At 72.1% G+C, this 14,011-nt stretch carries 12 protein-coding genes and 2 pseudogenes; 9 read left to right on the forward strand and 5 right to left on the reverse strand.

All coding sequences use genetic code 11. The features are described from left to right. Positions 1-28: 28 nt before the first annotated feature. Positions 29-463: an Hsp20/alpha crystallin family protein gene (locus ACFY15_RS16185; protein ID WP_390688309.1), complete on the reverse strand. Its 435-nt coding sequence runs from the start codon at positions 461-463 to the stop codon at positions 29-31. Positions 464-593: 130 nt separating this feature from the next. On the opposite strand from ACFY15_RS16185, the gene ACFY15_RS16190 reads away from it, so the two are divergent. From ACFY15_RS16190 to htpG, 3 genes are all read left to right on the forward strand, one after another. Beyond that, a complete protein-coding gene (locus tag ACFY15_RS16190; RefSeq protein WP_390688310.1) occupies positions 594-1,262 on the forward strand; it encodes an HSP18 transcriptional regulator in 669 nt (222 codons plus the stop codon). Positions 1,263-1,330: 68 nt separating this feature from the next. Then, positions 1,331-1,714, forward strand: a complete 384-nt coding sequence (locus tag ACFY15_RS16195) for an STAS domain-containing protein (protein ID WP_390688311.1) — start codon at positions 1,331-1,333, stop codon at positions 1,712-1,714. 87 nt (positions 1,715-1,801) lie between these two features. Continuing rightward, entirely contained in the window at positions 1,802-3,721 is a 1,920-nt protein-coding gene (gene htpG, locus ACFY15_RS16200) for a molecular chaperone HtpG (RefSeq protein WP_390688312.1), read from the forward strand. Between the two features lie 62 nt (positions 3,722-3,783). Here htpG and ACFY15_RS16205 read toward each other — a convergent pair. After that, a pseudogene (locus ACFY15_RS16205) lies at positions 3,784-3,858 on the reverse strand (PEP-CTERM sorting domain-containing protein); the annotation flags it as partial. A gap of 39 nt (positions 3,859-3,897) precedes the next feature. Between ACFY15_RS16205 and ACFY15_RS16210 the strand changes: the two are divergent. Both ACFY15_RS16210 and ACFY15_RS16215 read left to right on the forward strand, forming a co-directional pair. Then, positions 3,898-4,068 (forward strand): annotated as a pseudogene (locus ACFY15_RS16210) (helix-turn-helix domain-containing protein); the annotation flags it as partial. 55 nt (positions 4,069-4,123) lie between these two features. Then, a complete protein-coding gene (locus ACFY15_RS16215; RefSeq protein WP_390688313.1) occupies positions 4,124-4,618 on the forward strand; it encodes a hypothetical protein in 495 nt (164 codons plus the stop codon). Positions 4,619-4,644: 26 nt separating this feature from the next. On the opposite strand, the gene ACFY15_RS16220 is transcribed toward ACFY15_RS16215, so the two are convergent. After that, entirely contained in the window at positions 4,645-6,378 is a 1,734-nt protein-coding gene (locus ACFY15_RS16220; RefSeq protein ID WP_390825658.1) for a CocE/NonD family hydrolase, read from the reverse strand. Between the two features lie 93 nt (positions 6,379-6,471). Here ACFY15_RS16220 and ACFY15_RS16225 point away from each other — a divergent pair, with 93 nt between their 5' ends. The 4 genes from ACFY15_RS16225 to ACFY15_RS16240 all read left to right on the forward strand — a co-directional run bounded on the left by ACFY15_RS16225 (position 6,472) and on the right by ACFY15_RS16240 (position 11,905). Further along, positions 6,472-7,188, forward strand: a complete 717-nt coding sequence (locus ACFY15_RS16225; RefSeq protein ID WP_390688315.1) for a TetR/AcrR family transcriptional regulator — start codon at positions 6,472-6,474, stop codon at positions 7,186-7,188. Positions 7,189-7,350: 162 nt separating this feature from the next. Then, on the forward strand, positions 7,351-8,922 hold the full coding sequence (locus ACFY15_RS16230) for an FMN-binding glutamate synthase family protein (protein ID WP_390825736.1): 1,572 nt from the start codon (positions 7,351-7,353) through the stop codon (positions 8,920-8,922). 93 nt (positions 8,923-9,015) lie between these two features. Next, a complete protein-coding gene (locus ACFY15_RS16235) occupies positions 9,016-10,743 on the forward strand; it encodes a thiamine pyrophosphate-dependent enzyme (RefSeq protein WP_390688316.1) in 1,728 nt (575 codons plus the stop codon). Positions 10,744-10,909: 166 nt separating this feature from the next. Beyond that, the gene (locus ACFY15_RS16240; RefSeq protein ID WP_390688317.1) at positions 10,910-11,905 is read left to right on the forward strand and encodes a YihY/virulence factor BrkB family protein; all 996 of its coding nucleotides are present in this window, start codon (positions 10,910-10,912) and stop codon (positions 11,903-11,905) included. A gap of 103 nt (positions 11,906-12,008) precedes the next feature. On the opposite strand, the gene ACFY15_RS16245 is transcribed toward ACFY15_RS16240, so the two are convergent. Together ACFY15_RS16245 and ACFY15_RS16250 are read right to left on the reverse strand one after the other, a co-directional pair. Continuing rightward, positions 12,009-12,689, reverse strand: coding sequence for a response regulator (locus ACFY15_RS16245; RefSeq protein ID WP_390688318.1), 681 nt, complete (start codon positions 12,687-12,689; stop codon positions 12,009-12,011). Next, positions 12,686-13,846 carry a sensor histidine kinase gene (locus ACFY15_RS16250; RefSeq protein ID WP_390688319.1) on the reverse strand — a complete coding sequence of 387 codons (1,161 nt, stop codon included), beginning with the start codon at positions 13,844-13,846 and terminating at the stop codon, positions 12,686-12,688. The genes ACFY15_RS16245 and ACFY15_RS16250 overlap by 4 nt, the downstream gene beginning before the upstream one ends. Between the last annotated feature and the right edge of the window lie 165 nt (positions 13,847-14,011).

Below are 14,011 nucleotides of genomic sequence, written 5' to 3' on the forward strand. Positions count from 1 at the left end.
CGCCCTCCGCGGCCCCTGGTACGGGGGCTCAGCCGGAGATCTGCTTGCGGCCCGCTTCGCCGCCGATGCTGATCTTGCGGGGCTTGGCGCGCTCGGCGATGGGGATCCGCAGGGTCAGGACCCCCGCCTCGTAGTCGGCCTCGATGCGCTCGGTGTCCAGGGTGTCGGCCAGCATGATCTGGCGGGAGAAGACGCCCAGGGGCCGCTCGGAGAGTTCCATCTGCACGGTGTCGCCCTTGGAGGCCGGACGCCGTTCCGCCTTCACGGTCAGCATGTTCCGCTCGACGTCGATGTCGATCGCCTCTGTGCTCACACCGGGCAGGTCGAAGGCGATCACGTATGTGTCGCCCTCGCGGTAGGCGTCCATCGGCATGACCGAGGGCTTCGACCAGGTGCCGGACGTACCCGAGAGCTGCTGGACGATCCGGTCGATCTCGCGGAACGGGTCGGTGCGCATCAGCATCGCGAAACACCTCCAGTTGGATCAGGCAGGAACTGCCCATGCGCTTCAACGTGCTCCCGTTGTAACATGTCATCGAAACGATGACAAGCAAGACGTCATCCAGGGGATGACAAGGCCAGACGGAGGTGCCATGACCGAAGCAGAACCGCCGACCACACCGGTGTCCTTCCATGCCGCCGCGGCGGCGCTGGAGGCCATCACCCGGGCCGTGAAGGACGCGCAGCGGTCCTCACCGGACACCTCGACGGCCACGGCACCGCCCGCAGGCGACCGCGGTCCGCACCCGGCCCTGGCCGCCCTGCTGATGCTCCGCGAGGTCCGCGAGCAGCTCGCCGGCTGGGAGAGCGTCCTGATCGAAACGGCGCGCGGCCGGGGTGCCAGCTGGGCCGACCTCGCGGGCCCTCTCGGCGTCGCCAGCCGGCAGGCCGCCGAACGCCGGTACCTGCGGCTGCGCCCCGGCGCCGCGGGAAGCACGGGTGAACAGCGGGTCCAGGCCACCCGGGACTCGCGTGCCGCCGACCGCACCGTCACCGCCTGGGCCCGCGACAACGCGGCCGACCTCCGGCGCCTCGCCGGCCAGGTCACCTCCCTCGCCGGCCTCCCGGCCAGCGCGGAAGACGCGATCGGCGAGCTGAACCTGGCCCTCGCCGACAACGACGCCGCCCGACTCGTCGGACCCCTGGCCGCGTCCCGGGACCATCTGCGGCCCCAGGACGCCGGCATCACGGACCGCATCGACGCCATGACCCGCCACACCGACCGGCTCCGCCAGGACAGCAAAGACCAGCGCAACTCCTGAGCCGCCCCGAACCGACCACCCGCACAGGCCGCACAGCCGCACGGGCCGCACACCATGGAGGTACCGCCGTGACCGAGAGAGGCGACCAGGCGAACGGCACACAGCCCGTCGTCGAGATCATCGGCCCCGTCGCCGCCGTCCGGCCCACCGGCGAGATCGACATCGCCACCGCACCGGGCCTCAGCCGTGCCCTCGACGAAGCACTCGGTCTCCTGCGCACCTCCCGGGCCGACCGCATCGTCGCCGACTGCAGCCGGGTCACCTTCTGCGATTCCTCGGGGCTCAACGCACTCCTCGCCGCACGGCGGGAAGCAGCCAGGACCAACGCGGAGCTCCACCTCGCCAACCCGGCTCCCCAGCTCCAACGGCTGCTTCAGATGTCCGGCGCGGACGTCCTCTTCCCGCGGGAGGACGATCTGCCCGCCGGCGCCCGTCCCCCGGCCGGTGGCTGACGGTCGCATCCCACGCCGCCGACGGGCCACGGTCCGTCCCGGCCCCAGTCCACATCCGTTCATGACGTTCCCAGAGAAAGAGACCCCATGAGCAGCAGCGTCGAGACGCTGGAATTCCAGGCCGAAACCCGCCAGTTGCTCCGGCTGGTGATTCACTCGATCTACTCGAACAAGGACATCTTCCTGCGCGAGCTGATCTCGAACGCCTCCGACGCCCTGGACAAGCTGCGGCTGGAATCGCTGACCGACTCCAGCCTCACCGAGTGCGACCCCACCGACCTGCACATCTCGCTGGAGGTCGACAAGAACGCCCGCACCCTGACCGTCCGTGACAACGGGATCGGCATGACCCGGGACGACCTGGTGGATCTGATCGGCACGATCGCCAAGTCCGGCACCGCCGGCCTGCTGGAGAAGATCAAGGATTCCAAGGACGCCGCAGCCGCCGAGAGCCTGATCGGGCAGTTCGGCGTCGGCTTCTACTCGGCGTTCATGGTCGCCGACAAGGTCACCCTGCGCACCCGACGGGCCGGTACCGACTCCGGCACCCAGTGGGAGTCCGACGGCGAGGGCACCTACGCGATCCAGGCCGTCGACGGCCTGCCCGTGGGCACCTCGGTCACCCTGCACCTCAAGCCCGCCGACAGCGAGGACGGGCTCGCCGACTACCTGTCCGAGTCGAAGATCCGGCAGATCGTCAAGCAGTACTCGGACTTCATCCGCTGGCCGATCCGGATGGCCGCCGAGCACGCCGACACCGAGGGCGGGAACGCCCGCGCCGTCGACACGCTCAACTCGATGAAGGCGCTGTGGGCCCGGCCGCGCACCGAGGTGACCGAGGACGAGTACAACGAGTTCTACCAGCAGATCAGCCACGACTGGCTGCCTCCGGCCGAGACGATCCACATGCGCGCCGAAGGCACCTTCGAGTACGAGGCGCTGCTCTTCATCCCGTCGCAGGCGCCCTTCGACCTGTTCTCCCGCGAGACCAAGCCCGGCGTGCAGCTGTACGTCAAGCGGGTGTTCATCATGGACGACTGCGAAGCGCTCATGCCCAACTACCTGCGTTTCGTCAAGGGCGTCGTCGACGCCCACGACCTGTCGCTGAACGTCTCCCGCGAGATCCTCCAGCACGACCGCCAGATCCGCGGCGTGCGCCGGCGCCTGGTCAAGAAGGTCCTGGGCGCCCTCAAGGACATGCAGCTGAAGGACGCCGAGCGCTACGCGAAGGTGTGGGCCCAGTTCGGCCGTGCGCTGAAGGAAGGCCTGGTCGAGGACACGGACAACACCGAGGCCCTGCTCCAGCTGGTGTCGGTGGCCTCCACCCACGACCCCGACAGGCCCACCACCCTGCGCGAGTACGTCGAGCGCATGAAGGACGGCCAGGACACCATCTACTACCTGACCGGCGAGAGCCGCGCCATGGTGGAGAACTCCCCGCACATGGAGGCCTTCGCCGCCAAGGGCTACGAGGTCCTGATCCTCACCGACCCCGTCGACGAGGTGTGGGTCGACCAGGTCCCCGCCTTCGACGGCCACCGTCTGCAGTCCATCGCCAAGGGCCAGGTCGACCTCGACGAATCCGCCGACGGCGAGAAGGAGACCGACGCCGACAAGGCCCGGCGCGAGCAGGACTTCGCCGCCCTGCTGCCCTGGCTGACCACCACCCTCTCCGAGCAGGTCAAGCAGGTCCGCCTGTCGTCACGCCTGACCACCTCGGCGGCCTGCATCGTCGGCGACGCCCACGACGTGACACCCACCCTGGAGAAGATGTACCGGGCGATGGGCCAGCAGATGCCCACCGTCAGGAGGATCCTGGAACTCAACCCGGCGCACCCGCTGGTCACCGCCCTGCGCACGGCTCACGCCGCAGGCGCCGACGACCCGGCACTGGCGGAGATCGCCGAGCTGATCTACGGCAGCGCACTGCTCGCCGAAGGGGGCGACCTGCCCGACCCGGCCCGCTTCTCCCGGCTGCTCACCGACCGCCTGACCCGCACGCTGTGACCGCGAGGGGGCGGGCCTCCCCCGCCCCCTCACCGGGGCACCTCCCCAGGGCCGGGTCGGGCTCAGTGGGTGCTCGCGCGCCGGCGCCGACGGAGCACGACGGCTCCGCCCGCGAGGGCGAATGCCGCGCCGGAACCGCCGACGGGGTCATTGGCCGTCCTGTCCGCTCAGGTGTCGAGGACGCACCGCTCACGGTGTCCGACCTGGCGGCGAGGGCGGCGGTCAGCCCGGCGACGCTGCACCGCCGCTTCCGGGCCCAGCCGGGAACGACACCCCTGATGTGGCTCACCGGAGAACGGCTCGCCCTGGCCTGCCGGCTGATCGAGCGGGGCGAGTCGCGTTTCGAGGGATCACCGTCCGGCATACTGGGCGCCATTCAGACGACGGCCGGAAGCTGACAGCGTGAATTTCCACATATTTCGCATCGGTGCAGGCCTTGCGGCTGTCACCGTGACGGGACTCGGCCTCTCTTCTTGCGGAGCGGGCAAGCCGGTCGTCACTCCAGAGGCCGTGACCCATGCCGAACTGGTGGGCCGGTGGGACGGGGAGCCGCGATGCGGATCGCCGGTGGTCCGGCTACGCGACGATTACACCTTTGTCAGCAAGGACTTTCCCGTCCAGTGGGACGGCCCCGGGCCGAATTCCCAGGTGACACGCCGTTCATCCGACGGGAAATGGCATGGCGTCAATGAAGATCCCGGCCTTCCGCCCTATCTGGTACTCAGTTTTAGAGGCCACAACGACATCCAGATACTGCACTTCTACGTGGAGCACGGCGAACTGCGGATGGACGGTACCGTCCACGCGGACGGGGGAGACCCCTATCCCTACCCATGTCACTACAAACGCAGTTCTGTCGACCCCGAGGCCCAGGACGACGCTCCCGGGCCTCGGTGAGGCGGGGACGTCGAAGGCGGCGCAGGTCAGGTCAGGTCCGCGCACGGCGACGGCGCCCGGTTCGGCTCACCGTGCTCGTGCGCCGGGAGCACCAGCCTCGAGTCCGCATGGACCGTGATCTGGACGGGGGTGAAGTCCGTGGCGTCCACCGGGGACTGGCCGGTGCCGGGATTGCGGGCGTAGCGCGGGTGGGCCCCGGCGCTGATCTGCCAGCGTATGCGGTGCCCTGCGGGGAAGTGGTGGGCGGTGGAGCCCATCGGCACGGTGACGTGCGAAGGCAGGCCCTCGGCTGTCCGGGCCGGGCTCAGCCCGTCGCAGACGTTGGTGGATCGGCCCTGTTCGTCAACGTCGCACAGGCGGCTGAAGACGTCGGTGTGCCCGGTGTCGGTGGAGACGGTCAGCCGCGCGGAGACCGGCCCCAGGACGTCCACGGGCTCGGTCAGGGGTGCGCTGGTGAACGTCAGGACGTCCTCGCGGGTCTCCAGGGGGGCGTTGTCGCGCGGGCCGGCCGTGCGGGAGAGGAGTCGGCCTCCGAGGGAGGGGGTGGGGTCGGCCGGGTCGTAGCGGAAGGTCGCCAGGGGTGCGGGGCCGGTGGAGGGCTGCCGTGTGAGGTGTCCGCCGGGGGCGGGGTACCAGGGCGTGTCGGCGGCGGCCGGGGGCCAGTCGTCCAGGTCGCGCCAGGTGTTCCGGCCGCCGACGTGCGCTCGTACCCGGGTGGGGCGCAGGCCGGAGGGGTCGGCGCACAGGTGGGCGCGCAGCCAGGCGAGGCTTTCGGCGAAGACTTCGGGCCATCCCTGCTGGAGGGCGGTGGTGTGGGTCCAGGGGCCGACGAGGAGGGCGGTGTCGCAGCCTGCTTCGCGGAGCCGGTCGTACTGCGCGAAGGTCTGGTCGGCCAGTACGTCGTGCCAGCCGGTGATCAGGCTCGTGGGGACCGTGAGACGCTGCGCCACATGGGCCAGGGACGCGCCGTGCCAGTACGGGTCGTCGGCGTCCGGGTGCGACATCACTTCGTCCAGCCAGGGCGCCTCGGCCCCCAGGGCGGCCGTGTGGGCCCCTCGGAGCGGCTGCGCGCGGGTGACGTGGCGCAGGCGGCGCCGGAGGCGCAGTGCGGCCTTCACGAACGGCACCGTGCCGCGGTGCTGATACGTCATGCCCAGGCCGACGGCGAGGGCGTTCTCCAGGCGTAGCGCGCCGTCGTCGTGGAACAGTGCGTGGGGGTCGTGCAGTCCTACCTGGACCACCATGGCCTTGAGCTCGGGCGGCGGGTCCAGGGCGAGGGCCCATTGGACATAGCCGAGGTAGCTGGGGCCGATTGTGCCGAGGGTCGCGTCGAACCAGGGCTGCTCCCGCAGCCAGGAGACCGTGGCGCGGGCGTCGGCGCTCTCGTTGCGCCAGAGGTCGAAGGCTCCCCCGGAGCCGCCGGTGCCGCGGCAGCTCTGGAGCACGACGTGGAAGCCCTGTTCGGCGAAGAGGATGCCGTACATGGGCGACCAGGGCAGGCCCCTGCCGTAGGGGGAACGGATCAGGAGGGTGGGGAAGTCGCCCGCAGCGCGCGGGAAGTAGTGGTCGGCGATCAGGGGGCTGCCGTCGGCAGCCGGTACCACCAGTCCGGGTTCCCAGCCGACTTCGTGCAGCTTCCGGGGGAGGCGGCGCCAGGTCGCCCTCATCATCCGCGAGGAGAGCGGGGGCCTGCCGACGGGGGGCGACCACGGGGCCCTGGGCGTCGGTGTGGGTGTCGGACGGTCTGCGGGTGACGTCATGGCTTCCCTCCACAATTCTCGTACGACGTACGACAATAGCTCATGCTTGACTGGCACCGGCCGACCAGCGTGATCACGGAGGGAGCGTGGGCCATGCCCCGCGAAGAGCGGACCGGCACGTCGGGGATGGACCCGCGACAGCTCTGGCTGGGCGCAGAGGGGCCGCGCAGGGGCCGCAGGCCCGCCTACAGCCGGGAGGCGATCACCGCGGCGGCCGTGGCCCTGGCGGACGCGGAAGGGCTCGAAGCCGTCACCATGAGGCGGGTCGCCGCCGAGGTCGGGGCCGGGGTCATGTCGCTGTACAGTTACGCCCCCGACAAGGACACGCTGCTGCACCTGATGGTCGACCACGTGAGCGGCGAACTGCCCGCGCACGGCGCGCTCACCGCCGACTGGCGCGCCGACCTGAAGACCATCGGCCACCTCCAGCGCGCCCACATGCTGCGCCACCCCTGGCTCCCGGCCGCCCTGGCCACACCCCGCAGCCCGGGACCCAACACCCTGGCCTTCCTGGAACACGCGCTCACCGCACTGCGGCCCACCGGGCTCGACGGCGCCGCGAAAATGGAGATCTTCGCCCAGCTCACCGCCTTCGTCGCCGGACACGTCGCCCACGAGACGGCTCAGGCAGCGGCCGCGCAGTCCCCGGACCAGGCCGCCGCCGAAGCCCGCTACCTCGCCGCCGTGGCCTCGGACGGCCACCATCCCGAACTCGCCGAAGCCCTCTCCGCCCCCGGGCGCCCACTGACCCCCGACGCCACCTTCAGCCGATTCCTCAACCGCCTCGTCGACGGCCTGGACACCGCCTGAGCGGCCAGGCCCTCAAGGGCGCACGGCCCGTCGTCGCCACGGCCGCACCGGTGGGCATCCCCGGCTCCCGGGCGATGGAGGCGCCCGTCGCAAAGCCGCAGCCCGCCGCATGCACGGACGCCGTCAGGGCATGCGCGCGTCGTGATGACGAAGCTCAAGGTGATGACGTTCGCGCTGCCCGGCGCCCTGGCGGCCGGCGCTGCCGGCGCGGCCGTGGCGCTCTCCGCCTGGTGGTGGGTCCTGGCCGCCCCCATGGCCCTCCTGGTGGCCGTGGCGGTCCGGGACGCGTGCCAGCGAAGGCATTCCGTCCTGCGCAACTACCCGGTCCTCGGCCACTTCCGGTTCGCGCTGGAGGCACTGCGCCCCGAAGTCCAGCAGTACTTCATCGAGCGGAACTTCGACGGCCGCCCCTTCGACCGCGACACCCGCACCCTCGTCTACGAGCGTGCCAAGGGCACCGACGCCGAGGAGCCGTTCGGTACGGAACGCGACCTCTATCTGCCGGGCGGCGAGTACCTCGTCCCGTCCATGGCCCCGCGGCCGGTTCCCGAAGAAGCCCCGCGGGTCCGGATCGGCGGCCCCCACTGCACCCGCCCCTACGAGATGGCGCTGCTCAACATCTCGGCGATGAGCTTCGGCTCGCTGTCGGCCCGGGCCGTCACGGCACTCAACGCCGGCGCCCGGCGGGGCGGTTTCGCCCACGACACCGGGGAAGGCGGCCTGTCCGAGTACCACCTGGAGCCGGGCGGCGACCTGGTCTGGGAGATCGGGACCGGCTATTTCGGCTGCCGCACCGCGGACGGCCGCTTCGACGAGCGGCAGTTCGCCGAGAAGGCCGCCCACGACCAGGTGAAGTGCCTCTCGCTGAAGCTGAGTCAGGGTGCCAAGCCCGGAATCGGCGGGGTGCTGCCCGGGGCGAAGGTCAACGCCGAGATCGCGGCGGTCCGCGGGGTGCCCGAGGGGGTCACCGTCGTCTCGCCGCCGTTCCACACCGTCTTCTCCACACCCCGCGGGCTCGTGCGCTTCCTCGCGCGGATGCGCGAACTCTCGGGGGGCAAGCCGGTCGGCTTCAAGCTCTGCGTGGGCTCGCGCCGCGAGTTCCTCGCCGTGTGCAAGGCCATGCTGGACGAGGGCACGGCCCCGGACTTCGTGGTCGTCGACGGCGCCGAGGGCGGGACAGGCGCCGCGCCCCTGGAGTTCGCCGACCACGTCGGACTGCCGCTCACCGACGGCCTGGTCACCGTCCACAACGCCCTCGTCGGCACGGGCCTGCGCGACCACATCGGGATCGGCGCCAGCGGCAAGGTCGCCACCGGGAGCGACCTGGTCAAACGCCTCGCGCAGGGCGCCGACTACGCCAACGCCGCCCGGCCCATGATGTTCGCCCTGGGCTGCATCCAGGCCCAGAGGTGCCACACCAACACCTGTCCCGTCGGGGTCGCCACGCAGGACCCCCGCCGGGCGGCCGCCCTGGACGTCGCGGACAAGGCGGACCGTGTGCACCGCTACCAGCGGGCCACCGTCGAGAGCGCCCTGCAGATCATGGCGGCGATGGGCGTGGACCACCCACGGCAGCTGCACCCGGGTCTGCTGCTGCACCGCGTCGACCCGCACACCGTCCGCTCGAGCGCCGAACTCCACGCATGGCTCTCCCCCGGGCAGCTCCTCGACCGGGCGCCCGCCTCCTGGGCCGAGGACTGGGCCGCCGCCGACCCCGACCGGTTCGCCGGCTGACCGCCGGCGCCCTCGCTCGACGCCCCCGGCCCCACGACTCCACGGCCCCACGACCCCACGACCCCACGACCCCACGACCCGAAGGACTGCCCCATGACACGCACTGTTGCCCGCGCGATCGTCGACACCCTCGCGGAGCTCGGCGTCCGCCACGTCTTCGGCGTCGTCGGCGACGCCCTCAACCCGCTCACGGACGCCGTCCGCACCACCGACGGGGTGGAGTGGGTCGGCTGCCGCCACGAGGAGGCGGCCGCCTTCGCGGCCGGCGCGCAGGCCCAGCTCTCCGGGCGGCTCGGCGTCTGCACGGGCACCGTCGGCCCCGGCTCCGTCCACCTCCTCAACGGCCTCTACGACGCGGCCAAGAGCCACGCCCCCGTCCTCGCCATCTGCGGGCAGGTTCCCCTCGCGGAGATGGGCACCGACTACTTCCAGGAGGTCGACAACGAGCAGCTGTTCCGAGACGTCGCCGTCCACCGGGCGACGGTGACCTCGCCGCAGCAGATGCCACGCATGCTGGAGGCCGCGGTCCGCGCGGCCGTCGGCCGGGGCGGCGTGGCGGTCCTGACCATCCCCGGCGACCTCGGGGACCGGGAGATCGACGACGACCGCCCGGTGCGCCCGGCCCCGGACCGGCCGGTGACCCGGCCCGACGATCCCGCGCTCGCCGAGGCCGCGCGGCTCGTCAACGCCGGCTCGAAGACCACCCTGCTGGTGGGCCGCGGGGCTCGGGAGGCCCGAGCGGAGGTGCTGCGGCTGGCGGAGCTCCTCGACGCCCCCATGGTGCTCACCCTGAAGGCCAAGGAGGGCTTCGAGCACGACAACCCTTACCAGGTGGGTCAGACCGGGCTGATCGGCAACCCCGCCGCGTCCCGTGCCCTCGACGCCTGCGACACCCTGGTCATGCTGGGCACGGACTTCCCGTACCGCGACTGGTACCCCTCCGGCTGCAAGGTCGTCCAGATCGACAGCCGGGCCGAACACCTTGGCCGCCGGGTCCCGGTGGACGCCTCCCTGGCCGGAGACGTCGGCGCCACCCTGCGCGCCCTGCTCCCCCGGCTGGAGGCGTCGTCCGACGGCTCCCACCTCGACGACGCGCGCTCCCGCTTCGCGTCCTGGACCGAGGACCAGCACAAGCTCGCCGACCCCGGTCACGACCGCCGCTGGACCGGCAGGCTGCGCGCCCTGGTGGACAACCGGGACCACGGCATCCGTCCCGAGGCCCTGGCCCTGTCCGTGGACCGGCACTCCGCCGACGACGCGGTCTTCACCTCGGACACCGGCATGGCCACCGTCTGGCTCTCCCGGTTCGTCACCATGCGCGGGACGCGGCGGCTGCTGGGCTCCTACAACCTGGGGTCGATGGCGAACGCGATGCCGCAGGCGCTGGGCGCCCAGCTGTGGGCCCCCGACCGCCAGGTGGTGGCCTTCTGCGGAGACGGCGGCCTGAGCATGCTGCTCGGCGACCTGATGACGATCAGGTCCTACCGGCTGCCGGTCAAACTCGTCGTCTTCGACAACCGGCAGCTGGGGATGGTCACGCTCGAACAGGAGCAGGCGGGACTGCCCGGGTTCGGCACGGAGCTCGACAACCCCGACTTCGCCGCCGTCGCCACCGCCCTCGGCCTGACCGGCATCCGCGTCACCGACCCGGCCGCGCTCGACGATGCCGTACGCCAGGCGCTCGACACCCCCGGTCCCGTCCTCCTCGACGTGCTCACCAACCCCCGCGAGATCGCCGTACCCCCCAAGCCCACAGCCGACCAGGGCCGCGGCTTCGCACTCGCCAAGGTCAAGGAGACACTCACCCGCGACCGGGGCTGACGGGCACCGCGCGCTGTCTTGGCCCTGGGCATGGTGCAGGCGTGCTCGCAGGCAATCGCGGTAACCAATGACTGTCGGCCCGGGTTCGCGGACGCGAAAGCGGGCACCCTCATGGGCAGCCCGTCCGGCAGGCACGGATCCGAGGTCTCCACCGGGAGGAGGGCACATGAACCCGGTCGAACGCGCGCTGCGGGCGCTGGACCGCACCCAGCAGCGCCACACAGGGCCCGCCGTCGCCGTGGGAGTGGTCAAGAAGTACGGCGACGACCGTGGGTCGCTGCTGGCGGCTCTGATCACCTACTACGGCTTCATTGCGCTGATCCCCCTGCTGCTCCTGCTGTCCACCGTTCTCGGTTTCGTCCTGCACGGCCATCCCGGGGCGCAGCGGGCCGTGGTCGACTCCGCGCTCGCCGACTTCCCGATCATCGGCGACCAGCTGCGCCAGAACATCCACTCCGTCCAGGGCAGCGGGCTGGCCCTGGTCATCGGCACGCTCGGGCTGCTGTACGGCGCGCTCGGCATCGCGCAAGTGCTCCAGCACGCGATGGCCGAGGTCTGGAACGTCCCCGGCGTCAAGCGCCCCGGCTACTGGCCGCGCCTGGGCCGCAGCCTGCTCCTGTTCGCGGTCCTGGGCAGCGGTCTGGTGCTGGCCACCGCGGCGGCGAGCCTGGTCGCGACCACGCTGTCCGGTGCTCCGGCTCGTGTCGGGGGACTGGTCCTGTCCGCCGTCGTGAACACCGGCCTGTGCCTGGCGTGCTTCCGGATCCTCACGCCACCGCAGATCCAGTGGCGCGCCCTGCTGCCCGGCTCGGTCGTGGCCGGGCCGCTGTTCACCGTCCTCCAGGCGTTCGGCGCCGTCCTGGTCGCTCATCAGCTGCGTCACGCCTCGCAGGTCTACGGCTTCTTCGCGACCGTGATCGGCCTGCTGTCCTGGCTGTTCCTGGCCGCGCAGATCACCGTGTACGCCGCGGAGACGAACGTGGTCCGCGCCCGCCGGCTGTTCCCGCGCAGCCTGCTGCAGCCTCCATTGACCGAGGGCGACGAGAGGGTGCTCAGCGCCATCGCCCGCCAGGAGGAGCGCCGACCCGAACAACACGTCGACGTGGGCTTCGACGACGGCCGCCGCCGGAGATGCCCGGGGGCAGACGACGACGGCACATGATGCGCGGTGCGGGTGCCTGCCTCGGGAAGGACGCCCAGGAGCTGCCGGTCCGACCACTCCCACTCCTCCGGCATCAGCCGTGCACCGCGGCCTCGCGGCGGGGTCAGACCGGGTCGACCAGGCGGCTCTCGTAGGCGAACACCACGGCCTGGATCCGGTCGCGGAGTCCGAGCTTCTGCAGGACCCGCCCCAGATGGGACTTCACCGTCGCCTCCGCGAGGTACAGGGTGGCCGCGATCTCGGTGTTGGACAGACCGCGACCCACCTGGACCAGCACCTCGCGTTCCCGCGCGCTGAGCCGGGCCAGCCGCTCGACGTGCTCGGACCGGACCGCGCGGGCGCCGCCGCTGCCGTCGGGGAGGTGCGGGCGGAGGTTCTCCAGCAGCAGCCGGGTGATCCGCGGGGAAACCACCGCGTCCCCGGCCGCTACGTTGCGGATCGCGGTGAGGAGCTCCTCGGGCCTGGAGTTCTTCAGCAGGAAGCCCGACGCCCCGGCGTGGAGTCCGGCGAAGGCGTACTCGTCCAGGTCGAAGGTGGTGAGGATCAGCACCCTGCTCCCCGGCGAGGCCCCGAGGACCTGCCGGGTCGCCTCGATCCCGTCGGTCCCGGGCATCCGCACGTCCATGAGGACGACGTCGGGGCGCAGCTCGCGCGCGAGGCGTACGGCCTGGTCGCCGTCCGCGGCCTCGCCGACCGGTGCCATGTCGGGCTGGGACTCCAGGACGGTGGCGAAGGCCATCCGGAGCAGTGCTTCGTCGTCGGCGACCAGGATGCGGATCGTCATGCGGGTGCCGCCCCGCCGCTGTCGAGGAGGAGGCGGGTGCGGACCCCCCAGCCGCCTCCCGGGAGCGGTCCGGCCCGCAGCTCCCCGCCGTAGGCGGCCGCGCGCTCGCGCATGCCGGGGAGGCCGTGGCCGGGGGGCGCGGCGGCGGGCAGCTGCGGACAGAGGCCGCTGTCGGTGGCGTCCACGGTGACGGCCCCGGTCGAACAGTGGACCCGGACCTGCGCGGTCGTGCCGGGGGGTGTGTGCTTCAGGGTGTTGGTCAAGGCTTCCTGCACCAGGCGGTAGACGGTGAGTTGGGTGGTGGCGGGGACGTGCTCGTGGCTTCCGCGGACCTCCAGCCGGGTCGGCAGGCCGGCGGCGCACATCTGGTCGGCAAGGGAATCCAGTTGGGCGATGCCGGGCAGCGGGTGGCGCTCCGCGTCGGGTTCGTCGGTCCGCAGGATGCCCAAGGAGCGCCGCATGTCGGTCAGGGCCTGCCGGCCCGTCTCGGAGATCTGGAGCATCGCGGCGGTGGCCCGCTCGGGCGACCGGTGCTGCGCGTAGACCGCGGCGTCGGTCAGCGCGACCATGACGGACAGGTTGTGGGTGACGATGTCGTGCATCTCCAGGGTGATCCGCGCCCGCTCCTCGGCGGCGGCCAGGCGCGCCTGCTGAGCCTGTTCCCGCTCCAGGCGTTCGGCCCGCTCCTCCACCGCGGCGAGGTAGGCGCGCGTGGTGCGTACGTTCACACCGAGGACGGCAGCGGCGACGACCGTCGCGGTCACCGCGACGAAGGGGGTCAGGAACGCACCCTCCGGCGCCCAGCGCAGGCAGGCCAGCAGGACGCCGGCCTGCACGACGGCGCCGGCCAGGAGCGTGCCGCGTCGGCCCGAGCTCGCGGCGAACGTGTAGAGAGCCATCAGCAGGGCGACGTCCGCCGGGAGTTGGACGCCGGCCAGCCACTGGACGAAGGCCGCGGCCGTGACGGCGGCGAACACCGCGCGCGGGGCGCGGCGCCGCCACGGCAGGGGCAGTACGAGGGCGGCGGTGAGAGCCACGGCCACCGGCAGTTCCGGCGGCGCGTGGGTGGTCAGGACGTGGACGAGGAGAAGCACCGGCAGCAGCGAGTCCCACACCGGAGGCGGTAGCCGGATGCCCCGGCGCGCGCCTGCGGTCACCCTCGCCCACCGCGCCCGTCCCGGTCCCGGCCGGCGCACCTGGTGGGCCCTGCCGGCTTCCGTCGCCGCCTCGGTCATCCCACGTCCCTGTCGATTCGGCGCCGTGACGGCGCCGGTCGGGGCCGCCGCCGCGGACGGCCGGATCCGGGCCGGGCACGGGGATCG

Source organism: Streptomyces sp. NPDC001373, from assembly GCF_042895815.1.
Lineage (GTDB): Bacteria > Actinomycetota > Actinomycetes > Streptomycetales > Streptomycetaceae > Streptomyces.

Bases quoted from the DNA above. Each gene is read 5' to 3' on its own strand.
- ACFY15_RS16185 (WP_390688309.1), bottom strand. From the start codon at position 463: ATGCTGATGCGCACCGACCCGTTCCGCGAGATCGACCGGATCGTCCAG.
- ACFY15_RS16190 (WP_390688310.1), top strand. From the start codon at position 594: ATGACCGAAGCAGAACCGCCGACCACACCGGTGTCCTTCCATGCCGCC.
- htpG (WP_390688312.1), top strand. From the start codon at position 1,802: ATGAGCAGCAGCGTCGAGACGCTGGAATTCCAGGCCGAAACCCGCCAG.
- ACFY15_RS16220 (WP_390825658.1), bottom strand. From the start codon at position 6,378: ATGACGTCACCCGCAGACCGTCCGACACCCACACCGACGCCCAGGGCC.
- ACFY15_RS16225 (WP_390688315.1), top strand. From the start codon at position 6,472: ATGCCCCGCGAAGAGCGGACCGGCACGTCGGGGATGGACCCGCGACAG.
- ACFY15_RS16230 (WP_390825736.1), top strand. From the start codon at position 7,351: ATGACGTTCGCGCTGCCCGGCGCCCTGGCGGCCGGCGCTGCCGGCGCG.
- ACFY15_RS16235 (WP_390688316.1), top strand. From the start codon at position 9,016: ATGACACGCACTGTTGCCCGCGCGATCGTCGACACCCTCGCGGAGCTC.
- ACFY15_RS16240 (WP_390688317.1), top strand. From the start codon at position 10,910: ATGAACCCGGTCGAACGCGCGCTGCGGGCGCTGGACCGCACCCAGCAG.
- ACFY15_RS16245 (WP_390688318.1), bottom strand. From the start codon at position 12,689: ATGACGATCCGCATCCTGGTCGCCGACGACGAAGCACTGCTCCGGATG.